General features: G+C 68.8%; 20 protein-coding genes. 11 read left to right on the plus strand and 9 right to left on the minus strand.

Annotation, left to right across the window (positions count from 1 at the left end; all coding sequences use genetic code 11):
- Positions 1-156 precede the first annotated feature (156 nt).
- On the minus strand, positions 157-609 hold the full coding sequence (locus CLV49_RS05475) for a DoxX family protein (protein ID WP_243696738.1): 453 nt from the start codon (positions 607-609) through the stop codon (positions 157-159).
- Between the two features lie 169 nt (positions 610-778).
- Positions 779-1,483: a GntR family transcriptional regulator gene (locus CLV49_RS05480; protein WP_106562626.1), complete on the minus strand. Its 705-nt coding sequence runs from the start codon at positions 1,481-1,483 to the stop codon at positions 779-781.
- 198 nt (positions 1,484-1,681) lie between these two features.
- On the opposite strand from CLV49_RS05480, the gene CLV49_RS05485 reads away from it, so the two are divergent.
- Genes CLV49_RS05485 through CLV49_RS05500 form a run of 4 tightly spaced genes read left to right on the plus strand, consistent with a single transcriptional unit; the run spans position 1,682 to position 7,217 of the window.
- Positions 1,682-2,932 carry an NRAMP family divalent metal transporter gene (locus CLV49_RS05485; RefSeq protein WP_106562627.1) on the plus strand — a complete coding sequence of 417 codons (1,251 nt, stop codon included), beginning with the start codon at positions 1,682-1,684 and terminating at the stop codon, positions 2,930-2,932.
- A 48-nt stretch (positions 2,933-2,980) separates the two neighbouring features.
- Positions 2,981-3,805 carry a LamB/YcsF family protein gene (locus CLV49_RS05490; protein ID WP_106562628.1) on the plus strand — a complete coding sequence of 275 codons (825 nt, stop codon included), beginning with the start codon at positions 2,981-2,983 and terminating at the stop codon, positions 3,803-3,805.
- Positions 3,802-5,454 (plus strand): 5-oxoprolinase subunit B/C family protein, encoded by a 1,653-nt coding sequence (locus CLV49_RS05495; protein ID WP_106562629.1) that lies wholly within the window; start codon positions 3,802-3,804, stop codon positions 5,452-5,454. The genes CLV49_RS05490 and CLV49_RS05495 overlap by 4 nt, the downstream gene beginning before the upstream one ends.
- Positions 5,451-7,217, plus strand: a complete 1,767-nt coding sequence (locus CLV49_RS05500; RefSeq protein ID WP_106562630.1) for an acetyl/propionyl/methylcrotonyl-CoA carboxylase subunit alpha — start codon at positions 5,451-5,453, stop codon at positions 7,215-7,217. Before CLV49_RS05495 ends, CLV49_RS05500 begins: the two co-directional genes overlap by 4 nt.
- A gap of 34 nt (positions 7,218-7,251) precedes the next feature.
- Here the strand turns inward: CLV49_RS05500 and CLV49_RS05505 are convergent, their stop codons facing one another.
- Positions 7,252-8,289 (minus strand): Gfo/Idh/MocA family protein, encoded by a 1,038-nt coding sequence (locus CLV49_RS05505; RefSeq protein ID WP_243696739.1) that lies wholly within the window; start codon positions 8,287-8,289, stop codon positions 7,252-7,254.
- Positions 8,290-8,449: 160 nt separating this feature from the next.
- On the opposite strand from CLV49_RS05505, the gene CLV49_RS05510 reads away from it, so the two are divergent.
- Complete coding sequence (locus tag CLV49_RS05510; protein ID WP_106562632.1) at positions 8,450-9,649, plus strand: AAA family ATPase; 1,200 nt, start codon at positions 8,450-8,452, stop codon at positions 9,647-9,649.
- Positions 9,650-9,705: 56 nt separating this feature from the next.
- Positions 9,706-10,728, plus strand: a complete 1,023-nt coding sequence (locus CLV49_RS05515) for a LacI family DNA-binding transcriptional regulator (protein ID WP_106562633.1) — start codon at positions 9,706-9,708, stop codon at positions 10,726-10,728.
- A 44-nt stretch (positions 10,729-10,772) separates the two neighbouring features.
- On the opposite strand, the gene CLV49_RS05520 is transcribed toward CLV49_RS05515, so the two are convergent.
- The 4 genes from CLV49_RS05520 to CLV49_RS05535 form a co-directional block, all read right to left on the minus strand.
- The gene (locus CLV49_RS05520) at positions 10,773-12,041 is read right to left on the minus strand and encodes a family 1 glycosylhydrolase (protein WP_127054474.1); all 1,269 of its coding nucleotides are present in this window, start codon (positions 12,039-12,041) and stop codon (positions 10,773-10,775) included.
- The gene (locus CLV49_RS05525) at positions 12,038-12,934 is read right to left on the minus strand and encodes a carbohydrate ABC transporter permease (protein WP_243696740.1); all 897 of its coding nucleotides are present in this window, start codon (positions 12,932-12,934) and stop codon (positions 12,038-12,040) included. The genes CLV49_RS05520 and CLV49_RS05525 overlap by 4 nt, the downstream gene beginning before the upstream one ends.
- Positions 12,934-13,881: a carbohydrate ABC transporter permease gene (locus CLV49_RS05530; RefSeq protein ID WP_106562635.1), complete on the minus strand. Its 948-nt coding sequence runs from the start codon at positions 13,879-13,881 to the stop codon at positions 12,934-12,936. Before CLV49_RS05530 ends, CLV49_RS05525 begins: the two co-directional genes overlap by 1 nt.
- A 79-nt stretch (positions 13,882-13,960) precedes the next feature.
- Positions 13,961-15,295 carry an ABC transporter substrate-binding protein gene (locus CLV49_RS05535; RefSeq protein WP_106562636.1) on the minus strand — a complete coding sequence of 445 codons (1,335 nt, stop codon included), beginning with the start codon at positions 15,293-15,295 and terminating at the stop codon, positions 13,961-13,963.
- Positions 15,296-15,440: 145 nt separating this feature from the next.
- Between CLV49_RS05535 and CLV49_RS05540 the strand changes: the two genes are divergently transcribed.
- Positions 15,441-16,442 (plus strand): LacI family DNA-binding transcriptional regulator, encoded by a 1,002-nt coding sequence (locus CLV49_RS05540; RefSeq protein ID WP_106562637.1) that lies wholly within the window; start codon positions 15,441-15,443, stop codon positions 16,440-16,442.
- Positions 16,439-18,241 carry a glycoside hydrolase family 2 protein gene (locus CLV49_RS05545; RefSeq protein WP_106562638.1) on the plus strand — a complete coding sequence of 601 codons (1,803 nt, stop codon included), beginning with the start codon at positions 16,439-16,441 and terminating at the stop codon, positions 18,239-18,241. The genes CLV49_RS05540 and CLV49_RS05545 overlap by 4 nt, the downstream gene beginning before the upstream one ends.
- A 112-nt stretch (positions 18,242-18,353) precedes the next feature.
- On the opposite strand, the gene CLV49_RS05550 is transcribed toward CLV49_RS05545, so the two are convergent.
- Both CLV49_RS05550 and CLV49_RS05555 read right to left on the minus strand, forming a co-directional pair.
- A complete protein-coding gene (locus CLV49_RS05550; protein WP_127054476.1) occupies positions 18,354-21,101 on the minus strand; it encodes an arabinofuranosidase catalytic domain-containing protein in 2,748 nt (915 codons plus the stop codon).
- A 178-nt stretch (positions 21,102-21,279) separates the two neighbouring features.
- Complete coding sequence (locus CLV49_RS05555) at positions 21,280-22,299, minus strand: LacI family DNA-binding transcriptional regulator (protein ID WP_106562640.1); 1,020 nt, start codon at positions 22,297-22,299, stop codon at positions 21,280-21,282.
- Positions 22,300-22,486: 187 nt separating this feature from the next.
- On the opposite strand from CLV49_RS05555, the gene CLV49_RS05560 reads away from it, so the two are divergent.
- The 3 genes from CLV49_RS05560 to CLV49_RS05570 all read left to right on the plus strand — a co-directional run bounded on the left by CLV49_RS05560 (position 22,487) and on the right by CLV49_RS05570 (position 24,580).
- Complete coding sequence (locus CLV49_RS05560) at positions 22,487-23,632, plus strand: N-acetyltransferase DgcN family protein (RefSeq protein ID WP_243696741.1); 1,146 nt, start codon at positions 22,487-22,489, stop codon at positions 23,630-23,632.
- A 77-nt stretch (positions 23,633-23,709) separates the two neighbouring features.
- A complete protein-coding gene (locus CLV49_RS05565; RefSeq protein WP_208019873.1) occupies positions 23,710-24,033 on the plus strand; it encodes a PadR family transcriptional regulator in 324 nt (107 codons plus the stop codon).
- Between the two features lies 1 nt (position 24,034).
- Complete coding sequence (locus CLV49_RS05570) at positions 24,035-24,580, plus strand: PspC domain-containing protein (protein WP_106562642.1); 546 nt, start codon at positions 24,035-24,037, stop codon at positions 24,578-24,580.
- Positions 24,581-24,677: the final 97 nt, after the last annotated feature.

Consider the following 24,677-nt stretch of genomic DNA (forward strand, 5'->3'; position numbering starts at 1 on the left):
CCACACCCCCGCACCCCACACCCCACCGTCCCTCACGCCCCCCACCCCACCCACGTGCAGCTTTTGAGCGCATATCCCCCGGTGTACCGCAGGATGTGCGCTCAAAAGCTGCATCTTGCGGGCGCGGGGGGGGGTGCGGTGCGGTGTGGGGCGGGGTCAGCGGCGGGTGCGGAAGGCGTGCCAGGCGCCCGTGGACCAGAGGGCCCACAGCACGAGGACCGGCTGGAAGATCAGGCGGATGCCGCGGGCCGTGTCGGACGTGAGACCGAACGCGTCGACCTTGTTGACGAACTGCGAGATGTTGCCGGGGAAGATCGCCACGAAGAAGGCCGCGACGGCCCAGCCCACGAGCGTCCGCTTCTTCTTCGCGAGAAGGAGCGCGCTCCCGAGTGTGATCTCCACGACACCGGATGCGAGCACCGTCGTGTCCTCGCTGAGCGGCACGAAGTCCGGGACCTGGGCCGTGAACTCGTCGCGAGCGAAGGTCAGGTGGCTGATCCCCGCGAAGGCGAGGAACGAACCGAGGACGATCCGCCCGATCGTGCGTCGCGTGCGCGACCCGCTCGAGATCGATCGGTTCCTGCGCGAGTACTTTTTCCGTGCCGACATGTGCACCTCCGCGCGCCAGCCTAAGCGCGGTTCCCGACCACGACCTGCCGGTTGACCAAACGTGCGCCGGTTGATGAAGGACGGCCGTCGCAGCACCCTCGACGACCCGAAGGACCGTCGCCCGGCCGGTGCGGGTGACCAGCGCTCGACGGACCCTGACCTGCCCCGGTCAGTGGGCGTCGCGGTCGCGGCGGGCGTAGGCCGCGAGGAGGGTGCGCTCCGACTGGACGAGGTACGCGTCGAGATCGTCGGCCGCCTCGTCCGAACGGCCATCCGTGTAGGAGCGCAGCACGCTCACGTTGCGGTCCACGTACGGCGCGTGCAGGTACTCGGGGTCGTCGACGAGACCGAAGGCGAGCCGCAGCTCCGCTGAGACGTTCGCGTAGACGCGGTCGAGCCGCGCACTGTCGGCGAGGGACACGATCGCACGGTGAAACTCCATGTTCGCGGTGCCCACCGTGGCCCAGTCACCCGCTTCGCGCGCGGCGAGCGCCGAATCGACCGCGGCGGAGAGGGCGCGTCCGGCCGGGTGACGAGACGGCGCGGACCGCAGCGCCTGCACCTCGATCATGCGGCGCACCCGATAGATGTCGATGATCGAGGCGAGCGACGGCACCGCCACGATCACGCCGGCGTGCGGCCTCCGCACGAGCAGCCCCTCCTGCGTCAGCATGCGGAGCGCCTCGCGCAGCGTGTTCCGCGAGACACCGAAGTCCTCGACGAGAGCCGCCTCGGAGAGGCGCGAACCGGGCGTGTACTCGCCCGAGATGATCGCCGCGCGGATGCCCGCCGCCACCGTCTCGGCGCGATCGAGGACCTCGTCGTCGGACGAGGGGGGCACGACGGCGCGGGATGCCGCGGGGCGCTGAGTCATGCTCGGAGCCTACCCGGCACCACCCCCACGGGATCGAGGAACGAAACATCGACGTAACGAACTCTTTACACGAAAGATCGTTCAACAACTTCCCTTCACGTGTTCGACAGTTCTAGTCTGGGTCGCACCCCCGGCCGGCATTGCCCCGTTCCGTCTTCGGCCACCATCGGCACCATCTCTTCGAACAGGATCTGGACAATGACCGAATCGACCACACCGGCCGCGGCGACGCCCGAGGACCTCAAGGCCTTCGCGAAGTCGCGCCGCCGCTCCCTCCTCGGAGCCCTCTTCCTCATGGCCACGTCAGCCATCGGCCCCGGCTTCATCACGCAGACCGCCACCTTCACGGCCCAGCTCGGTGCGGCGTTCGCGTTCGGAATCCTCGCGTCGGTGCTCATCGACCTCGCCGTGCAGCTCAACATCTGGCGCATGGTCACGGTGACGGGCAAGCGCGCGAGCGTGCTCGCTAACGAGGCGCTCGTCGGCAGCGGCTACGTGCTCGCCGTCCTCATCGTTCTCGGCGGGCTCGTTTTCAACATCGGGAACATCGCCGGCGCCGGCCTCGGACTCAACACGCTCTTCGGCATCGACCCGAAGATCGGCGGCATCATCAGCGCGGCGATCGGCATCGCGATCTTCCTCGTGAAGCGCGCGGGTGTCGTCGTCGATCGCGTGGTCGTGATCGCCGGCATCGTGATGATCGTCCTCACCGTGATCGTCGCCGTGATCTCGCAGCCGCCCATGGGCGACGCGATCCGCCAGACCGTGTGGCCCGACGAGATCAACTTCGCCACCATCACCACGATCGTGGGCGGCACGGTCGGCGGCTACATCACCTACGCCGGCGCTCACAAGCTCCTCGACAGCGGCACGGCCGGCGTCGAGAACATCAAGGAGGTCAACCGCGCGGCCCTCAGCGGCATCCTCGTGACCGGCGTGATGCGCTACGTCCTCTTCCTCGCGATCCTCGGCGTCGTGGCGAGCGGCGTGGTCCTCGACACCACCGGAAACCCCGGCGCTCAGGCCTTCGAGTCCGCGGCCGGCGAGGCCGGGCTGCGCATCTTCGGCGCGATCTTCTGGATCGCCGCGATCACGAGCGTCATCGGCGCCGCGTACACCTCGGTGTCGTTCCTCCCCGTGTTCTCGAAGAAGATCGTCGGCCGCGTGGCCGACTACTGGACCGTCGGCTTCATCGTCGTCTCGCTCGCCGTGTACCTGGCGCTCGGCACGGCGCCGGCCACGCTGCTCGTCTTCGTCGGCGGACTCAACGGCCTCATCCTGCCGATCGGCCTCACCCTCTTCATGTACATCGGCTGGTTCCGACCGAAGGTGCTCGGTGGGTACCGTTACCCGAAGTGGCTCCTGATCATCGGGACGCTCGCCGCGGCGGTCACGTGGTACATGGCCGTGAACGCGGTCGGCCCGATCTTCGCCCTCATCACGGGCTGATCCCCGCCACCCGCACCACCGAAGCACGACAGGACAACGGAGGACACCATGACCGTCGACCTCAACAGCGACCTCGGCGAAGGCTTCGGGCGCTGGTCGCTCGGCGACGACGCCCGCATGCTCGAGATCGTGTCGAGCGCGAACATCGCCTGCGGCTTCCACGCGGGCGACCCCGTGGGCATCCGCGAGACGGTGCGCGGCGCGGTCGCGTCGGGCGTGACCATCGGCGCGCACGTGGGTTACCGCGATCTGGCGGGCTTCGGACGGCGGAACATGGATGTGGCGAGCGCCGACCTCGTGGCCGACGTGATCTACCAGATCGGGGCGCTGCAGGCGATCACACGAGCGGAGGGCGGCGAGGTCACGTACGTGAAGCCGCATGGTGCGCTCTACAACATGATCGCGCACGACGAGCGGCAGGCGCGGGACGTCGTCGAGGCCGTGGCCGCCGTCGACGCACGGCTCGTGCTCCTCGGCCTGCCGGGCAGCGTCGTGCTGCGCGAGGCGGAGGCGCGGGGTCTGCCGACGGCCACCGAGGCCTTCGCCGATCGCGCCTACACGCCCGAGGGCACGCTCGTGTCCCGGCGCGAGCCGGGCTCGGTGCTGCACGACGCGGACGACATCGCCCGCCGCATGGTGACACTCGTGACCGAGGGCACCGTCACCGCGATCGACGGCAGCGTCGTCTCCGTGCGCGCCGACTCGCTGTGCGTGCACGGAGACAGCCCCGGTGCGACCGAGATGGCGGCGCGCGTGCGCGAGGCGCTCACGGAGGCCGGGATCGGGATCGAGTCGTTCGCTCCCACCCTCGGCGGGAGCGGGCTCAGCGGCGACGGACGGGCGTCGGCGACGGGGAGCGTCGTCCCCTCGTGACCGTCCGCGTGCTCCCGGTCCGCGACGACGCGGTCCTCGTCGAACTCGCCGACCTCGACGAGACGCTCGCCCTCGCGGCGTCGCTCGAGGCCGAGCCGATCGACGGGATCGTCGACGTGGTGCCGGGCGCCCGCACTCTCCTCATCATCTTCCGCCCGAGCGCCGTGTCGGCCGCGCGGATCGCCGACGAGGTGCGGACGCGACCGCTCGACGCCGTCCGTGCGGGCGACGCCCCGCTGCGACGCGTCCCCGTGCGGTACGACGGGGAGGATCTCGCGGAGGTCGCCGAGCTGCTCGGCGTCTCGCCCGCCGAAATCGTCCGTCGGCACACGGAGTCGGAGTACACCGTGGCGTTCGTGGGCTTCGCGCCCGGGTTCGCCTACCTCACGGGCGGCGACCCGCTGCTCGACGTTCCCCGCCGATCGTCGCCGCGCACCCGCATCCCCGCCGGGTCCGTGGCTCTCGCCGGCACCTACAGCGGCGTGTATCCGCGGGAGAGCCCGGGCGGCTGGCAGCTCATCGGCACGACCGACCTGCCCATGTGGGACCTCGGACGCGAACGCCCCGCGTTCCTCGAACCGGGCGACCGCGTCCGCTTCGACCTCGTGGACGCGTCGCGCGCGAGCGACGTCACCGAGATCGTCACATCGAGCGCCGAGCGTCGCGAACAGGCGACGCCCAGCGCTCACCGTGACGCGGAGAGGGAGGTACGCGGACTCGAGGTGGTGAACTCCGGGTTGCAGACGGTGTTCCAGGACCTCGGCCGCACGGGGTTCACGAGCATGGGGGTGTCGGCGTCGGGGGCGCTCGATCCCGTCTCGCTCCGCGCGGCGAATCGGATCGTCGGGAACGACGCCGCGGCGGCCGCACTCGAGGTCGTGGTCGGCGGACTGCAGGTGCGGGCGCACGGCGCCCAGGTCGTCGCCGTCGCGGGCGCAGCCGTCCCTCTCACCGTCGTCCGCTCGGGCGGCGAGCGCCGTCCCGCCGCGTTCCACTCCCCGATCGCGCTCGACGACGGCGACGAGCTCCGCCTCGGGATGGCGACGGAGGGCGTGCGCTCCTACCTCGCTGTGCGCGGCGGCTTCGCGGAGGACCCCGTGCTCGGCAGCCTCGCGACCGACGCGCTCTCGGGTGTCGGCCCTGACCCGATCGCCGCCGGCCGTGTCCTCGGCGTGCGGCCCGCGTCCGCCGGCTCCATCGTCACGACAGAGACCGCGCCGGATCGACCACTGCCCCGCGCAGGCGAGGAGACGGTGCTCGACATCGTGCTCGGTCCGCGCACCGACTGGCTGAGCGCCGACGCCGTCGACGCCCTCACGGGTCAGACGTGGGATGTCACGCCCCAGTCGAATCGCGTCGGCGTGCGCCTCGCCGGCGACCCGGTCGAGCGCAAACGCACGGACGAGCTCCCGAGCGAAGGCTGCGTCGCGGGCGCCCTGCAGATCCCACCCAACGGGCAGCCGGTCCTCTTCCTCGCCGACCACCCGCTCACCGGCGGCTACCCCGTGATCGGAGCCGTCGTGGCCGAGCAGGTCGCGCTCGCCGGCCAGCTGCCCGTGGGCTCTCGTGTGCGCTTCCGCGTCCGCTCTCCGTTCGCCGAGATCGGCGACGCCACCTTCCCCGACACCGAACCAAGGGACCCCCGATGACCGCTCACGCCCCCCGCAAGGTCCTCATCGCGAACCGGGGCGAGATCGCCGTGCGCATCGCCCGCGCCTGCGCCGACCACGGCTACACGTCCGTCGCGGTCTACGCCGACGGAGACGCCGACGCGCTGCATGTGCGCCTCGCCGACGAGGCCCACGGGCTCGGCGGCGTCACCGGCGCGGAGACCTACCTCGACGCGGACAAGATCATCGAGGCGGCGCGCGCGTCCGGCGCCACCCTCGTGCACCCCGGCTACGGCTTCCTCAGCGAGAGCGCCGACTTCGCCCGAGCCGTGCGCGATGCCGGACTCACGTGGGTGGGCCCGAGCCCCGAGAGCATCGAGCTTCTCGGCGACAAGATCTCGGCCCGCAAGCTCGCGGAGTCCGTGGGCGCACCGCTCATCGCCGGCACGACCGATCCCGTCGCGAGCGCCGCCGAGGCCATCGCCTTCGCGGAGGAGCACGGCCTCCCCATCGCGATCAAGGCCGCGTTCGGCGGCGGCGGACGCGGGATGCGCGTGGCGCGGCGCCTCGACGAGGTGGCCGAGCTCTTCGAGGCCGCCGGCCGCGAGGCCGTCGCGGCGTTCGGCCGGGGCGAGTGCTTCATCGAGCGCTACCTCGAACGCCCCCGCCACGTGGAGGCTCAGGTGCTCGCGGACGATCACGGCAACGTCGTCGCGCTCGGCACGCGCGACTGCTCGCTCCAGCGCCGCAGCCAGAAGCTCGTGGAGGAGGCACCGGCCCCGTTCCTGACGGACGAGCAGCGCGACCGCGTGCTCTCGTCCGCTCGCGACATCTGCGCAGCCGCCGACTACCGCGGCGCCGCGACCGTCGAGTTCCTCCTCGGCGCCGACGGCCTCCTCTCGTTCCTCGAGGTGAACACGCGCCTGCAGGTGGAGCACCCCGTGACGGAGGAGACCACGGGCGTCGACATCGTGGGCGAGCAGCTGCGGATCGCCGCGGGGCTCCCGCTGTCCATCACGGAGACCCCGTCCGTGCGCGGGCACTCGATCGAGTTCCGCATCAACGCCGAGGACCCGGCGCGCGGATTCCTGCCCACACCCGGCACCATCACGACCTTTGCGCCGCCCACCGGTCCCGGCGTCCGCCTCGACACGGGAGTGGAATCCGGTTCCGAGGTGTCCGGACGCTTCGACTCGATGATGGCGAAGCTCATCGTCATCGGAGTGGATCGCGACGCGGCCCTCGCTCGCGCGCGACGCGCCCTCGCGGAGTTCCGCATCGAAGGCGTCGCGAGCGTGCTGCCGTTCCACCGCGCCGTGCTCGACGACGCCGACTTCACCGCGGAAGACGGCTTCGCCGTGCACACGCAGTGGATCGAGACGACGTTCGCCGACCGCACGCCCCCGCAGTCTCTCGCGGAGGAACCTGCCGAACCCGACGTGGTGTCGTCGTGGATCGAAGTAGACGGGCGACGGCTCGGGCTGCGACTCCCCGCGGCCCTGGCCGGGTCGTTCGCGAGCGGCGTCGGCACGGCGTCCGCCTTCGCTCCGGGGGCGACGGGGGCCGCCGCCTCTCAGGACGGAGACGTCCTCGCGCCGATGGCCGGCACCCTCGTGCGCTGGGCCGTCGAGGACGGCGCGGCCGTGGACCAGGGCGACACGATCGCCGTCGTCGAGGCGATGAAGATGGAGACGACCGTCGTCGCTCCCGTCGCCGGGACCGTCCGTCTCACGGACGACGCCCCGTCACCCGGCGACCCCGTCTCCCCCACCACGGTGCTCGCGCGCATCACCGCCGACTGAAGACGTAGCCCCTTCCGGAGCGGTCGGCAGCCGATCAGACCATCGGGATGACGACGCTCTCCGTGCGACCGGACGCCGCCGAGCGCGCCGCCGCCTCCATGAGGGCGAGGCTCCCGAGGTTGCCGGCTCCGGCGGTCTCCGGCACGGTGCCCGCGGCGATCGCCTGCGCGAAGTGCTGCAGGCCGGCGGACCGCCCCCAGAGCGGCATGTCCTCGAGGTCGACCGCGACGGGCTTCCCCTCGGGACGACGGAGCGACACCCGGTCGCCGGCGGGGTTGTCCCCGAGCCGGCTCGTGAACTCGATCTGGCCCTTCTCACCGTCGATGGCCCATTCGCCGGCCCACGCCGTGGGCGTGCCACGGCTCACCCAGCTGCCGCGGTAGCTCACCACGAGGCCCGATTCCAGCTCGATGACGATGACGGCGGAGGCCTCTTCGTCGAACTTGCTGAAGGACGGGTCGCCCACCTTCGCGTAGACGCTCACCGCCTCCTGACCGGTCACCTTGCGGAGAAGGTCGAAGTGGTGGATCGCCATGTCGTTGATGAGCGGGTGCGGGAACTTGTAGTGCCGATTCGCCGCGTAGGCGGCGTCGTTGTCCCACTGGCGGAAGTCGATGTTGATCGCGGAGAGCTCGCCGAGTTCGCCGGCCGCCAGCAGCCGCTGCACCGCGCGCGGCGCCGGGTAGAAGCGGTAGTTCTGGCTGACCTGCATCACGAGGTTCTTCTCCGCCGCACGTCGGACCGCGACGGCGGCCTCCTCCGCGGTGTTGGCGAAGGGCTTCTCGACGAGCACATGCTTCCCGGCGTCGAGCGCCTCGAGGGCGAGCGGAACGTGGGTCACCGCCGGCGCCGTGATGACGACGGCGTCGGCGTCGACGACGGCGAGCGCCTCGCCGAGTGACGCGAAGCCCGGCAGCTCCGGACGCTTGATCGCCTTCAGGACACTCGTGCGCGTGTCCGCATCGATGTCGACGACGCCGACGACCTCGACGTCCGGCACCCTCGGGATGGCGATCTGCGCCCAGTTGCCTCCCCAACCACCGAGGCCGACATGGATGACGTTGAGTGGCACGAAGAAGCTCCTGTGATTCGGCGGCTGCGGCACCCCGACAGACTCACCTGACCGCCCGTGCGGTCGGCTTCGAGGCCGCACCATCAACGCTAACACCGGAGCGGATGACTCGTGATCGAGCTAAAGTAAATAAAATAAATACGATTTTGACGAGGTGCTCATGACGAATACAGCGCAGGAACACTACAACAGCCCGTTCAATCCAGGCTACGGCAAACAGCCGCTCGTCTTCGGCGGGCATGAGAAGGACATCGAAGAGCTGACTGACGTCTTCACGACGATGGATTTCGGTGAGAACCACTCCGTGCTGGTGGCAGGTCTGAGGGGTGCGGGCAAGACCTCCATGCTGACGCTTCTCAAAGATGCCGCTGCGGAAAAGGGCTGGCTCGTCATCAGCGATGATGCGAGCAGCGGCCTGATGGAACGCGTCATGGAGACCACAATCCCTCAGCTGATCAACACTCTCGACTCCGGCGCCAAGGCGCATCTCACGTCCCTCGGTATCTGGCAATTCAATGCGGCTTGGGAGTACGAGAGCCGCCAGCGCGAGGTGAAGCCGCAGCTGCGTCATGATCTGGTGGCGTTGTCGAACGCCGTCGATCAGCGAGGGATTCTCATCACCATCGACGAGGTCTCGTCGGGAAAAGTCCGACTTCGCGAACTGTCGAAGTTCGCGCTTCAGGTCTCACATGCCCTTTCAGACGGGGCGAACATCATGATCGTGTTCGCCGGGATCAAGGTGAATCTCGACGAACTGCTCAAGCAGGAGCACACGACGTTCCTCCGACGCTCTCGTGACGTCGACTTCCGTCGGCTTGACCCGGAGCAGACCATGAGGGTGCTCAAGGAAACCATACGTATCGGTGGACGCTCGATCACCGACGATGCACTGCGGCGGCTGGCCCAGATCTCACAGGGATACCCGTACCTCATCCAACTCGTCGGAGACTACGCATGGCGTGCTCGCCCGAGCGAACCAACGATAGAGATGAGCGATGCCGAGGTGGCATTCGAACGAGCGATTCGAGCCATCAACAGTCGAGTGATCAGCAAGGTGTACCTCGACCTGTCCGATGTCGACAAGGAGTTCGTGAAGGCGATGACGATGGCGCTGGACAATGGCCGAGCGAAGATGGAGAACATCGTCCAGAACATGGGTGTCTCTGCTCAATACGTTCAGGTGTACAAGAACAGGCTCATCGACTCGGGCTACGTCCAGAAGGCCGGACATGGATATGTCGAGTTCTCACTCCCGTATCTCGATCAGTACATTCGAACGATCATTTCGGACGATCTCGCGCCCGATGGCGACGAGCAGGCGCCCGACGAATGGGCGGACTTTCCGGCTCCGAAGCTCTGACTCCACACGGCTCGACGCTGAGCAAGTACGGGCACCCTCTCCCCTATCCTGAGCACATGGCAGGAATGGCGCGGGCGACGATGAAGGACGTCGCCGCCCTCGCGGGCGTGTCGCCGAAGACCGTCTCGAACGTCGTCACCGGCACCGTGTTCGTCCGACCGGAGACCGTCGAGCGGGTCCAGGCCGCGATGGCGGAGCTGCGCTTCGTCCCCAACCTCAGCGCCCGGGGTCTGCGCAACGGCCGCTCGGGCACGATCGCCGTCGCCCTGCCCGACCTCGCCACCCCGTTCTCCGCCGACCTCCTGCACCACATCGTGGAGGTCGCCCACGAACGCGGCTTCGCCGTGCAGGTGGAGGAGACGGCCGCCGAACCGGGTCGCGAGGAGGAGCTGCTCTCCCGGGCGCGGGCCCACCTCATCGACGGGCTCATCCTCAACCCGATCCGGCTCGAGGACAGCGTCGTCGAGCACACCGAGCACCTGCCTCCCGTCGTGCTCATCGGCGAGGTCGAACAGCAGCTCACGGACCGCGTCCTCATCGACAGCCGGCGAGCATCCCGCGACATCGCTCGTCACCTGATCGCTCGGGGCGCACGGCGAATCGCCGTGGTGGGCGGCGACACCGAGCGGGCCGAGGTCGCGACGGCGACGAGCCGTGTGAGGCTCGCCGGTCACCTCGACGGACTCGCCGAGGCCGGCATCGTCCGGGACCAGGCCCTCGAGATCGACCCCTTCCCGTGGACCACGGCCGCCGGGGCGGCAGCCGTGGACGAGCTCATCGGACGCGGAGTGCGCTTCGACGCCGTCGTCGCCTTCACCGACTCCCTGGCCATCGGGGTGCTCCACGCCCTCCACGCGCGAGGCGTGCGCGTGCCCGAGGACGTGCTCGTCACGGGCTTCGACGACGTGGAGCTCTCCGCCTACGCCTCCCCGGCGCTCACCACCGTGCGCCTCGACCGCCGCGCCTTCGCCGAGGAGGCGCTGCGCCTGCTCGAGGACCGCATGTCTGCCCGTACGGCCCCGCCGCGAGCCGTGACGGTGCCGTACGAGATCATCGTCCGCGCCAGTACCGAAGTCTGACCGGGACCTTCCCGGGCGATCACCTCAGGCCCTGTGGACTCCGATCAGGCGCCGTCGCCGGTGTCGTCGCCGAGGGCGGCGACCACCTCCTGGAAGCGAGCGAAGGCCGGCGTCTTCCGGCGTGCGAGGTTGCGGTCGGGTTCGCGCTCCAGGTCGACGAGACCCATGTGGATGAACCACTCGTCCGCCGGCTTCAGGTCGTGACGGTACAGCCAGTCCACGAGGGTCATGAAGGGGAACCACGTGTAGCCGACGATGTCCATGCCTCCGTCGCGCAGCGACTCGATCTCGGCGATCGATTCCTCGAGCCACTGCACCCGCGACGGCACGTCGCCTCCGCGTGAGGTCTCGGTGACCGCGACCGGCAACCCGTATCGGTCGACGTGCAGTTGCAGCAGATCGCGCAGCCCCACGACCCCCGCCTCGACGGGCTCGGTCTTGCCGTCGACGTAACGCACCGTCGTGAAACCCGGGTAGTAGTTCACGCCGATGACGTCGGGGAACACGGGGTTGTCACGGAACCAGGCCAGCTGCTCCTCGGTGACGCCGTGCCCGGTGAGATAGGGGTGCAGTGCGTGGTCGTCTCCCACCCGGCCCATCGTGAGATCGAGCGAGAGGAACCGTCGCTCCTCCATGAGGTCGAGTGGCAGCGGCGTCCCGTCGCCCTCCCAGCGGAAGCCCGCGTCGACCGAGACGATGCGAGCGTCCGGGTTGACCGCGAGGATCTCCTGCTGCGTCCGCACCATGCCCCGCGCGAGTGCGACCATGATCTTCACCCAGCCGTCCTGGCCGGAGAGGTAGGGCGGCCAGATCCCGCGCTCGCCGCAGTACTCCGCATTGATCGCGGGCTCGTTGAGCGGCGTGAAGTCGTCCCACACGCCGCGGTACCGCTCGGCGACCGCACGACCGTAGGCCGCGACCCTCTCGGGGTAGTCGGTGTTGAGGAACTGGTTGTCGAGCCACAGCGGCGTGCCGTAGTGCATGAGGTCCACGACCACCCGCAGCCCGAGGGAGCGCGTGTGCTCCGCGACCTCGTCGATCCACCGCCAGTCGAACTCTCCGGGCCTCGGCTCCACGAGGTACCACGGGATGCCCCACCGCAGGTACTCGGCTCCGGCCTCCGCCGCGAGCGAGAGGTCCTCTCGCCAGTGCATGTAGTGCTGGGTGAGCTCGTACTCGTCGATGCCCCTCGCCCCCATCCGCTCCTGCGGGACGAAGGTGTCCTCGATCCCCACTCCGATGTGGAGGCGGCCGTCGGTCATCCAGTTGTGCGTCGACACGATGTCCTTGCTGTCCTTACTGTTGCGGGTCACTTGAGCCCGGTGGTGGCGATCCCCGCGACGAAGCTGCGCTGGATCAGGAGGAAGAAGACGATGACGGGGAGGAGCGCGAGCAGCGATCCCGCCATCAGCAGGCCGTACTCCACGACGTGCTGTCCCATGAAGAGCGACAAACCGGCCGGGAGGGTCGCGGAGGCGACGTCTGACGACATGATGAGCGGCCACAGCAGGTCGTTCCAGTTGTACTGGAAGTGGAACAACCCGAGTGTGAGCAGGGCGGGCCGCGCGAGGGGCATGATGACGCCCCAGTAGATGCGCCACTCGCTGGCCCCGTCGACACGCGCCGCCTCCTCCAGGTCCTTCGGCAGTGAGAGGAAGAACTGCCGGAGGAAGAAGATGCCGAACGCGTTGGTCATGCGCGGGATGATCATGCCGGGCAGGGTGTTCGTGAGCCCGAGGCTGTTGAGGAAGTCGTACAGCGGGATGAGCGTCACCTGGAACGGCAGCATGAGCAGCAGCAGGATGAGCACGAGCACGAACCCCCGACCGCGGAAGTCGATACGCGCGAGCGCATACGCCGCCATCGAGTCGAGGAAGAGCGAGATGATCGTGACCGATCCCGCGAAGACGATCGTGTTGACGTAGAGGCGCGCGAAGGGGATGCGGTCCCAGACGTTGACGAAGTGCTCGATCGTCAGCTCCCGCGGCCAGAGCGTGGGCGGGAAGCTCACGATGTCCGATTCGGGCTTGAAGGCCGTGAAGACCATCCAGATGATCGGCAGGAGCATGCCGAGCGCGATGACGATGCCGGCGATGGCGGTCACCCACGTCCAGATGCTCTTGGTGCTCATGTAGGACGGGCCACGACGTCGCGGCGGACGGTCCCGGTGGATCGTCACGGGGATCTTCTCGATCGTCGTAGCCATCAGAACCTCACCTGTCGACGCTGGAAGAAGCCGTACTGGATCATGGAGAGCAGGAAGACGAAGAGCAGGAGCACCCACGAGATCGCGGCGCCGTAGCCGAACCGCAGCTCCTGGAAGCCTTCGCGGTAGATCAGCATGACGAGTGTCTCCGTCTTGAAGTACGGGCCGCCGTGCGTCATCACGTAGATCTGATCGAAGGCCTGCAGCGTCGCGATGAGGGCCATGACGGACACGAGCATCGTCTGGTTCGACAGCAGCGGCAGGGTGACGTGGCGGAAGCGCTGCCAGGCACCGGCGCCGTCGAGACGTGCCGCCTCGCGCAGTTCTTGCGGGATGGACTGCAGTCCCGCGAGGTAGATGACCATGTAGAAGCCCACGTTCTTCCACACGCCTACGAACATCACGGCCGGCATGGCCCAGTTCGGGTCGCTCAGGATGCCCTGGGAGGAGACCACTCCCACCTGGGAGAGCCAGTAGGTCACGAGACCGATGTTCGGGTCCATGAGGAACGCCCAGGCGATCGCGATGATGCCGAGCGACACGATGAACGGCAGGAAGATGGCGGTGCGCACGAACGCCCGCCCCACGAACTGCCGGTCGAGGAATATCGCGAGGGCGAGGGCGAGCACCACCGTGATGGGTGTCACGACGACGGCGTAGAGCACCGTGTTCCAGAACGCGTTCCAGAACGAGGCGTCCTGGAAGAGCTCGACGTAGTTGTCGAGACCCACCCATTCCGCGGCGCGGATGAGGTTGTAGTCCGTCATCGACAGGTACGCCGCTTGGATCATGGGGTAGACCATGAACGCGGCGAGGACCGCGAGGGACGGAGCCAGGAACAGCCATGCCGTGACCGACCGCCGTTTGGAGGGCTTCAAGCTCCGCCGCGTCGGCGGTACGGGGCGTTCACGCCCGGTGGCCGGCGGCGCCTCGTCCAGAATCGTCATCAATCCTTCTCCTCCAGGGTGTGGGGTGGCGGCACCTCGCGGCGCCTCCACCCCACACCCGTGGTCTTCTTCGACCGTGTTACTTGTCGAGCTCCGCCTGGACCTGCTCCGATGCGGCGGTGAAGAGCTCGTCGACCGTGCCCTCACCGTTGAGCGCCTTCTGCAGCGTCGGGTAGAAGATCGTGTCGTTGATGGTCGTTCCCGCGGCGATCCCGGGCATGAGGGTCCGCGAGTTGTCGATGACCGACGGGTCGCCGAAGATCGCGGGGTAGGGATTCGAGGTGACCTGCGACGAGACGTCGGAACGCGTCGGCGGGAAGCCGGACCCCTCCGCCCACGTCTTCTGGCCCTCCTCGGAGTTCCAGTAGGCGAAGAACTCGTATGCCGCCTGCTTGGTGGTCTCGTCGGCCGATGCCGGCACCGACATGGACACGACGTCGGCCAGACTCACGTCGTCGGACGGTCCGGCGAAGGCGGGTGCGAGACCGAAGTCGAGACCGGCGTCCTCGAAGCCCGTCGTCATCCACGGTCCGACGATCTCGATCGCCGCCTTGCCGGTGGTGAACAGCTTGTCGGCGTCGGCGCCCGCGAGCCCGATCGGCGAGGCCTTCTGATCCTTGACGAGGTCGACCCAGAAGTTGAGCGCCTCGAGCGATCCGTCCGAGGCGAGCTCCGACGTCGTGCCGTCCTCGGAGACGAGTCCGCCGCCGGCGTTCCAGAGGAAGGGCTGGAACATGGGGACCGTCTCGTGGTCGGCGAGGGCGATGGCGTACTGCTCCGGCTTGCCGTCGCCGTTGTCGTCGACGGTGAGCTTCGGCACCATCGCCGCGAACTCGTCCCACGTGGTCGGCGGCTTCTCGGGGTCGAGGCCGGCCTTCGTGAAGAGGTCCTTGTTGTAGTACATGAGCATCGTCGCGATGTTGACGGGGACGCCGTAGTTCTGGCCGTCGAAGACGGAGGCGTCGACGGCGGCCTGGGCGAGGGCGTCCGAATCGAAGTCGGCGTTCTCGTAGTAGTCGTCGAGGGGCTGGAAGAGTCCCTCGTCGGCGTACTGCGGGATGCGGCCGGCGGACATCGCGACGATGTCGGGGCCGTCGTTCCCCGCGGCGGCGGTGAGCACCTTCGAGTAGAGGGTGTCCCACGGCATGATGTTCGTCTCGACCGTGATGCGGTCCTGCGAGGCGTTGAAGTCGTCGACGACCTGCTGCAGCGCGGGGCCGTCCGGGCCGGTGAATCCGTTCCAGAACGACAGCGTCACCTTGGCGTTCGGGTCGTTCTCCGTGTTCTGCTGCGCGCCCTGGCCGGCGCAACCGCTGACGGCGAGAGTCGCCGCCGTGGCGACGACGGCCGCGGCGATGAGGCTCGGCCGGCGCCGGGACGATCCGGTCCGGGCGCTGCCGTGGTGCTTCCGCATGACATCTCCTTCGATAGTTCTATTCAACGTTGAACAGACGTGCGTAGGAACCAGTTATACACGGCCGGTAATCGTTGGACAAGAGAGAACGGGTCTGGCATGGTAATCGTTGAAGAACAGGATCCGCCGCGGAGAGAGGTCGCTGATGAGCCGCATCACCCTGAAGGACGTCGGCGAGCACGTCGGCGTCTCCGCGAAGACCGTCTCCAACGTCGTCAACGACACCGGCTGGGTGACCGAGGAGCTCAAAGCCCGTGTCCGCAGCGCCATCAAGGAACTCGGTTACCGGCCCAACGCCGCGGCTCGTCAGCTCCGAAGCGGGCGGAGCGGGATGATCGCTGTGGCCCTGCCCGACCTCGCGCAGCCGTACTTCGCGGAGCTCGCATCCGCACTGGTGCGCGCAGCGGAGGCTCGATCCATCACGGTGCTCGTCAATCAGACCAACGGCCAGGCGGAGGCCGAACGCCGCATCAGCAACGGGGTCGGCATCCCCGTCATGGACGGCCTCATCCTGAGCGCGCTCGCGCTCACCGCCGAGGACCTGTCGGACCGCCTCGACACGACGCCCATCGTGCTGCTCGGCGAGCACATCGGGGTCAGCCCCTTCCCCCACGTCGCGGTGGACTCCATCGCGGCCGCGCAGGCCGCGACCGCGCATCTGATCGCCTCCGGGCGTCGGCGGATCGCCGCGATCGGCGCGCAGACGGGACAGGCCACCGAGACCGCCGATCTGCGCCTCGAGGGGTACAAGGCCGCCCTCGACGCCGCCGGCATCCCCCTCGACGAGTCCCTCGTCTGTACGGTCGACCAGTTCGTGCGGGCCGACGGCGCCGCAGCCGCGTCCTCCCTCCTGGACGCCGGCGCGGAGTTCGACGCGGTCTTCGCCTTCAACGACCTCCTCGCCCTGGGCGCGATGCACGAGTTCACGGAACGCGGGCTGCGCATCCCCGACGACGTTGCCGTCATGGGATTCGACGACATCGAGGAGGCCCGCTTCAGCTCGCCGGCCCTCAGCACCGTCTCTCCCGACACGGACGCGATCGCGCGCTGCGCGCTCGACCTCCTCCTGAACGAGGCCTCCGACGCGGAGAACCGAGACATCGAGATGACCATCCCCTTCGAGATCGTGAAGCGAGCGAGCACATGACCACGCCCCCTCCCCCTGCATCGCGGCAGGACGGCACCCACCCGCGCCCCCAGCTCCTGCGATCCTCCTGGCAGAGCCTCGACGGCGACTGGGACTTCGCCTTCGGCGACGACCCCGCGGCATTCCCCGACTCCGTGGAGTTCGACCGCACGATCGTCGTGCCGTATCCGCCGGAGTCACCGGCGTCCGGGATCGACGACAAGGGGTTCCACCTGGTCGCCTGGTACCGACGCCGATTCGACCAGTCCGACCTCTCGGCCGCCGGGTACTCCGGCTCGGGTCGGGCGCTTCTCCACTTCGCGGCGGTCGACCGCACGGCCGATGTGTGGGTCAACGGCGCGCACGTGGGCCGGCACGTGGGCGGCCAGACACCCTTCTCGTTCGACGTCACGGACGTCCTGACATCGGAGGGCGACAACGTCGTGGTCGTGCGCGCGGTCGACGACCCGCACGACGTGGCCGTCCCCCGCGGCAAGCAGGACTGGCGCGAGGATCCCCACGTCATCTGGTACCACCGCACGACGGGCATCTGGCAGCCGGTCTGGCTCGAGGGCGTCCCCGCCGACCGCGTCGAGGCCCTCTCCTGGGAGTACGACCTGCCCTCCGGCCGGGTCGACCTCGACCTGGCCCTCGCCAGACGTCCGGTCGGCGATCTCTGGGCGACCGTCTCGCTCGCCCTCGACGACCTCCACCTGGCCGACATGCGTGTGCGGCTGCTCGACACCACTACGTCGATCAGCCTGCACCTCGCCCGTCAGCGCAACGGACAGCAGCACGAGGAACTCCTGTGGAGCCCCGAGCACCCGCGCCTCATCGACGCGACCGTGACGGTCGACGGCGGGACGGAACCGCTCGACGCGGTCTCGAGCTACCTCGGCCTGCGATCGGTCGGGACGGCCTCCCGCCGCTTCCTTCTCAACGACCGCCCCGTCTTCCTCCGCTCCGTCCTCGCCCAGAACTACTGGCCGGAATCCCACCTCGCCGCTCCCGACGCTGCGGCCCTCCGCCGCGAGGTCGAACTCATCATCGAGCTGGGGTTCAACGCGGCACGTGTGCACCAGAAGGCCGAGGATCCCCGTTTCCTCCACTGGGCGGACCGCCTGGGACTCATGATCTGGGGGGAGACGGCCGGCGCCTACGAGTTCTCGCCCCGCGCGGTCGCCGCCCTGGTGTCCGAGTGGACCGAGATCGTGGAGCGGGACCGATCCCATCCCTCGATCGTCGCCTGGGTGCCGCTCAACGAGAGCTGGGGGGTCCAGCACATCGCGCACGACCCGCGGCAGCAGGCGTTCAGCCGGGGCATCGTCGAACTCACCCGCAGCCTCGACACGACCCGGCCGGTCATCTCGAACGACGGATGGGAGCACACCGACTCCGACATCTGGACGGTCCACGACTACGAAGCCGACCCGGTCGTGCTCGCCTCCCGGTATGGCTCGATCGAGGCGTTCCACGCGATGCTCGCCGACATGGGTCCCGCGGGTCGCCGCATCTCCGTCGGCCAGGAGGATCGGGGCGAACCGGTCATGCTGACGGAGTTCGGAGGGGTCAGCTACATCGACGAGGAGGTCGACGGCGCGTGGGGCTACAGCTCGGCCACCGACGCCGTCGACTTCGCCGAACGCGTGTCGGGAATCGTGGGGGCGGTGTCGGCGTCTCCCCTGCTTTCCGGCTTCTGCTACACCCAGCTCACCGACACCGGTCAGGAGACCAACGGGCTGCTGCGCGCAGACCGCTCGCCGAAGGCGCCGATAGAGCAGATCCGCCGCATCGTGACGGGCGACGCGGCGACCACCTGATCGCGAAAGGGCGAGGGCATCGCCTCCGGCTGCCGCTCGTGCACCGGACACGACGACGGCTGGGCCGGTCGAGCCCCCTCAGGGTCCTCGACCGGCCCAGCCGTTCCTCGCTTCAGGACACCCAGGGCGAGACGGGTGCCCAGCTCACGTCGGTCGCCCACGTCGCCGCGGCGTCCCACGCGTTCGTCCCGCCGTTACTGGCGAGATAGAGGGTCCCGTTGTAGTGGCGGAGGAACAGTGCGGAGTTGCCGACCCACTGCAGGGAGACACCCTGTCCGCTCTTGCCCGGCATCGGACAGAACGTGGCGTCGGTCGCGAAACCGGCCGTCCCGTCGTTCGTCTGCTGCCGGATCTGCGAGCTGGACTGTCGGAGATACCCGTTGGCGAAGTTCGAGGACTCGAACGACACGCACGACGGGTTCGACAGGCCGGGCCGCACGATCCACGTCGCGTCGGACTTGTCCCCGCTCGAGCTCCCCGCGGAGACCCCCGACAGCAGACCGTTGCCGAAGGCGTGACGGGCGTAGCTCGACGTGCAGCACGACGTCGTCGCCTGGAGCGACACGCGCGTGCCGGGGCTGAGCGCGACGGAGGGCGTCACGGCGAACTTCTGCGACGCCGCTCCCGTGCACGGTTGGATCTCGAGGATCGTCCCGTTCGCCGTCGCCCCACCCGTGGCCGTCAGGCAGAGCCCCGACTGCGGGTTCTTGAGCGTGCCGTCCGGCTGCTGGACCCATTTCTGTCCACCCACTCCGTTGCAGTTGAACAGGTGGACGTCGGCGCCGGCCGTCGTCACGTTGCCCTTGATGTCGAGGCACCGGGTGAGCGTGCGGAGCGTCTGGTCGTCCGCCTTGTAGATCCAGTGCTGGTCGGCCGCACTCGGGAGGCAGTCCCACAGCTGCACGTTCACACCGAACCAGTTGCCGTACTGGTCGTCGCCGACGACGTCGACGCACTTCCCACCGGGCGCATTCACGGGGTGACCGCCGGAGTTGTACGCCTGGCCGCCGATCGCGGGGAACCTCTGGTTCGCCGCCCCCGTGCAGTCTCGGATCTCGAGCACCGTCCCGTTCGCCGTCGACGGCGCGGTCAGGCACCGCCCGGACTGCGGATTGAGCAGCGAGCCGTTGTCCTGCTGCACCCACTTCTGCCCGCCCACGGACCCGCACGTCCACAGGGAGACCTGCGTACCGGACGCCGTCGCGTTGCCGTCGATGTCGAGGCAGAGACCCAGGGAGGTGATCGTCTGGTCGGCGTTCTGCCGCCAGTACTGGTCAGCCTCCTCGCGCTTGCACTGACCGATGACGACGTCGGTGCCGGTCGTGCCGTTGTTGGCACCGGCCACGTCGAGGCACTTCCCACCGGGCGCGTTGATCGGCCGGTGCGGGTAGGCCACCCAGAACCGCTGGGAGGCGGCCCCGCTGCACGTGTCGATCACCAGCTGGGTTCCGCTCACCACGCTGCCACCCGGGCTCGTGAGGCACTTGCCGGACGACGGGTTGAGGAGCGTTCCGTTCGTCTGCTGCGTCCAGACCTGAGCGGCATTGCCGTTGCAGTCGTACAACTGCACGAGTGTGCCGGAGGCCGTTCCACCGCCCGCGACGTCCATGCAGCGGTTGAGCGACTTCAGCGGCCCCGTGACGAGGCCGTTGGTCGTCGTCCATCGCTGATCGACGGCGTCGTGCGTGCAGGCGGCGATCGTCACGGCCGAGCCGTTGCCACCGGTGTCGCTCCCCGCGACGTCGAGGCACTGGCCTCCCGCTGGGTAGGCGACGGGAACTCCCGTCCCACCGCCGGTCGTTCCGGTGTAGTTGACGGCGTCGATGTTGCTCTGCACGCTCGCGACCGTGGCGTTCGACATCGTACCCGTGGTCATCGCGCCCTCGAAGAACGCTCCGGAGGCCGCATTGCTGTTGTCCCCTCCGATGCCGAGGACGATGCCGCCCTCCTTCTTCATCGGCGCATAGCCGGGCGGGAGCGCGCCTGAGTAGAGGGAGGTGAGCGCCGGCGCCCTGGCATCACCGCCGTCGAGCGCGAAGTTCGTCGTCCCGTCGTTGCGGAGCACACCGGTCACGAAGGGCTTGTTCCAGCCCATGCCGATGTTGGACGGGTTGCTCGCGCCCCCGCTCATGAAGGTGCCGTTCTCGAGATCGGCCTGCCACCACGGCCCGACGCCGCTGCAGGGCGGGGCCGTGCAGACGGTCGAGATGTTCAGCGAGTCCATGTGCGCACTGCCGGTGTTGTCCGGGACCGTCTCGGCGTTGCCGAAGCCGAAGCAGCAGCGGTCGACCTGCGTGATGTATGTGCCGCTCAGCACCGCGTAGATCGACTCCGGCTGCGCACCGGTCGGCACGTCGTTGCCGACGAGCTTGCGGTAGCCGGTGCCGGCGTCGAAGAGCAGTCCGTACACGTTGTGCCCCTCGGCGACGACGGGCAGGGCGTCGGCGCGCACGCCGAAGTTGCCTGAGCCCGCGAGCCCGACGGGTGCGATGGTGAGGTCGTTGTCCTTCGGCGACTGGTCGTAGATGATCGTCACGAGACAGACGGTCCCGGCGCAGAACGTGTCCTGCCCCGCGGCGTTGGCGTAGCCGCCGGTCGTGAGCGTCGAGACGTCGAACGTCGACCCGTCCGACTGTCGCGAGACCTGGTAGAGCGGCCCGTTGTACGAGCCGTAGAGGGCGCGCACGGAACTGTACGCGGCCACGCACGGGGTGCCGCCGGTGGCGGCGATGTCGCAGGTGGCCGGGGTGACGGCCTGGGCGGGCGATGGCCCGGCCACGAGGGCGAGTGCAGCCAGCAACGTCACGAGGATGACGTGGAGGCCGAGGCGGGCACCGTTGCTCCGCCTGGTCGTGTCCATGATGATTCGCGTTCCCTTCTCCGAGGTGGAAGGCGCCCGGCGCTCGTGCGTGAGCTGTCCGAACGACACCGACTGCGATGCGAGACGGCCGTCCGAGAGGCGTCGCCCGCACGGTACCACGCGAAATGCTACGTAGTACAGACCCCTGTTCGCTCCTCGGGCAGACGCCGCGGCACGCTCAGCGGGCGGTCGATCCCCTCAGCGCCAGGGTGAATGGCACCGGGACGTCGACGGGCGGTCGCGGCACGCCACCCTCCTCGAGAGCACCGAGCCGGTCGAGCAGCGCGGCGACGCTCGCTCGAGCGATCGCCGGCTTGTCCGGCGCCACGGTGGAGAGGGTCGGCGACGAATACGCCCCCTCCTCCAGGCCGTCGAACCCCATGACGGCCAGTCGGTCGGGCACCGCCAGACCTCGGCGGTTCGCTTCATGCAGTACCCCGAGGGCGAGCAGATCCGTCGCGGCGAAGACGGCGTCCGGCGGATCGTCGAGGTCGAGGAGCCCCGCCATCGCCTCGGCTCCGTCCCGCCGGTGGTACGACGCGGTCCGGATGACGAGGCGCTCGTCGACGACGAGGCCAGCGGCCTCGAGCGCGCGGCCGTATCCCGCGCGTCGGAGGGCGGCCATGCGCAGCGAAGAGGCGGGGTCCGCTCCGACGAACGCGACGCGTCGGCGGCCGGTGGCGAGGAGATGCTGCGTCGCAGCGAAGGCCGCCGCCTCGTCGTCGATACCGATGTGATCGACGAGGCCCCTCCCCGTGCTCTCGCCGATCAGGACGACGGGCGTCCTCGCGGCGCGACCGGCCAGGAGTTCGTCGACCGGGCCGACGGCACTGAGGATGGTTCCCTCCACGTACTCGCCGGCCGAGTCGTCGAGGGTGAGCCTCTCCCGATCAGGGCTTCCGAGCGTCTGGCGCACGAGGAGTGCGTACCCGCGTTCCTCCGCGGAGGCGACCACGTGTCGCGCCAGCTCGGCGAAGTAGGGCACGTCGAGCTCCGGAACGATCAGCTGGAGCAGTCCCGACCGGCCGACACGAAGCCCGCGTGCCGCGAGACTCGGTCGGTAGTCGAGTTCACGGATCGCGTCCAGCACCCGCTCACGGACGGCGGGACCGACAGAGGCCACCCCGTTGACGACGTTCGACACCGTGCGCTGGGACACCCCAGCGCGCTGGGCGACGTCGAACTGGGTGGCCGGCACGAGTACACCTTTCGCGAGAGTGCTCCTACGCTACTGCGGGCGACGCACCGGCCGCCGGTCAGATGCGGCTGCTATGGTTCGAGCGCCGGCAGTCGCCGGTTTCAGGGAAGACGTCTCGCCCGCTGTTGTGCCACCCGGCCCAGCCACGATCCCGTCGCCTCCTCTGACCTATCAGAGGAATGCCACCGTGCCCCCGTCCGTCCCGTCCCTGCCCCTCTCCACGTCCGAACTCCCCGGCCTACCCCTCGGCACCACCGCCGTCGTCTACTGCGAGGGCCAGTTCGGCGAGCAGGACGGCAAGACCGCGAACGGTCTCGTCCGTCACTCGGAGAAGTACGAGATCCTGAGCGTCATCGACAGCGGTCACGCGGGTGTCGACGCCGGGCTCTTCCTCGACGGGACCGCCAACGGCATCCCCGTGCTCGCGAGCCTCGACGAGTCGGTCGCGAGCGCCGGGCGCGTTCCCGACTACCTCATCTGCGGCGTCGCCCCGGCCGACGGGCTCCTCTCCGAGGTGCAGCGCGTGGTGCTGCTCGACGGCATCGCCCGCGGCATGCACGTCATCAACGGCCTCCACGAGTTCCTCAACGACGACGCCGAGTTCGTGGCCGCAGCGCTCCGCTCCGGCGTGACGATCACAGACGTGCGGCGTCCGAAGGACAAGAAGGACCTGCACCTCTTCTCCGGCCGGATCTTCGACGTGACGTGCCCGCGGATCGCGATCCTCGGCACCGACGGCGCCATCGGCAAGCGCACGACCGCGACCCTGCTCGTCGACGCCCTGAACGCGCAGGGGATCCGAGCCGTCCTCGTGGGCACCGGTCAGACCACGATCATCCAGGGCGGGAAGTACGGCGTCGCGCTCGACGCCCTCGTGCCCCAGTTCTGCTCTGGCGAGGTCGAGAACCAGGTCGTCGCCGCCTTCGAGGGCGAGGACCCCGACGTCATCATCGTCGAGGGCCAGGGCGCCCTCAGCCACCCCGCCTACATCACGTCGGCCCACATCCTGCGCGGCAGCCGACCGGCCGGCGTCATCGTGCAGCACGCTCCGAAGCGCCGCGTGCTCGGCGACTTCCCGATGGTCCCGATGCCCACCGTCGCGAGCGAGATCGCGCTCATCGAAGCGTTCGCCGACACACAGGTGATCGGGATCACGATCAACCACGAGCAGATGAGCGACGCCGAGGTGGGCGAGGTCATCGACGACTACGAGCTCGAATTCGGCCTTCCCGCGACCGACCCGCTCACCCGTCCGCTCGACCGCCTCGTCGACATGGTGCTGCTCGCCTTCCCCGCGATGAGGGAGTCCGCCGCCGCCGCCATCGTGCGCTGACGGGAATCCTCGCGGGCACCAGCCCGCCCCGGGAGTCTGACTTGTGAACAGGTACTGTAACGTGCAACAGTAGCTTCGTGACCGAAGATGCCAAGCTTGCCGCCCTCCGGCGGGGGATGCTCGAACCGCTCGTACTCGCGAGTATCGAACAGCATCGCCGGTACGCCGCCGAAATCGTCGACGCTCTGCGCGCCTGCGACTTTCCCGTCCTCGAAGGAACGCTCTACCCACTCCTCAACAGACTCCGTCGAGACGGTCTGATCGAACACGAATGGCAAGAGTCGACGTCCGGGCCGCCGAGGAAGTACCTCGCTCTCACGGCCGAGGGGCACACGCAGCTCGCGCGGTTTCGTGAGTACTGGACCAGCCTCACTCACACCCTCACGAACGTAGGAGACTGATATGTCGGACACCCAGCACATGCGGCTCAGCGGCCACGCCGGAACCTTCCCCCTCACCGCGGAGGCCCACAGCCTGCTCGTCGACTACCTGGCCTCGTCCCGCAAACAACTCGCCACCACTCCCGATGCCGACGAGACCATCCGTGACGTGGAAGCCTCACTCGGTGATCGGCTGCACGAGTTGCTCGGCTCACCCGAGAAGACGATCGACGGTCATCAGATGACCGAGGTCATCCGTACTCTGGGCAGCGTCGAGCCCGACCCGGATCACTCCGCTCAGATCGAGAGCGCGCCCGGCCGCCGGTTCTGGTCCCGGATCGACGAGGGGAAGTGGTTCGGCGGCATCTGCGTCGGCATAGCCACGCGCGGTCACCTCCGCCTCGACTGGGTCCGCACGATCGGCGTCTTTCTCATGCTCCTCACTGGGGGACTGATCGGTATCGTCTACCTCGCACTCTGGCTGATCCTTCCCCGCGCTGCGACGATCACAGAGTACGAACAGCGCACTCGAGGAACTGTCGCCCCGAAACTCGGCACCGGTCAGTAGCCGCCCCTCCCCTTCCGGGAGTTGCGATGGACTCGGGGTGGGTCCGACGCGATGGCCAGAACCACTCGCCCGTTCGGCCTTCCCCCGATGCGACAGC

The sequence above is a fragment of the Labedella gwakjiensis genome (assembly GCF_003014675.1).
Lineage (GTDB): Bacteria > Actinomycetota > Actinomycetes > Actinomycetales > Microbacteriaceae > Labedella > Labedella gwakjiensis.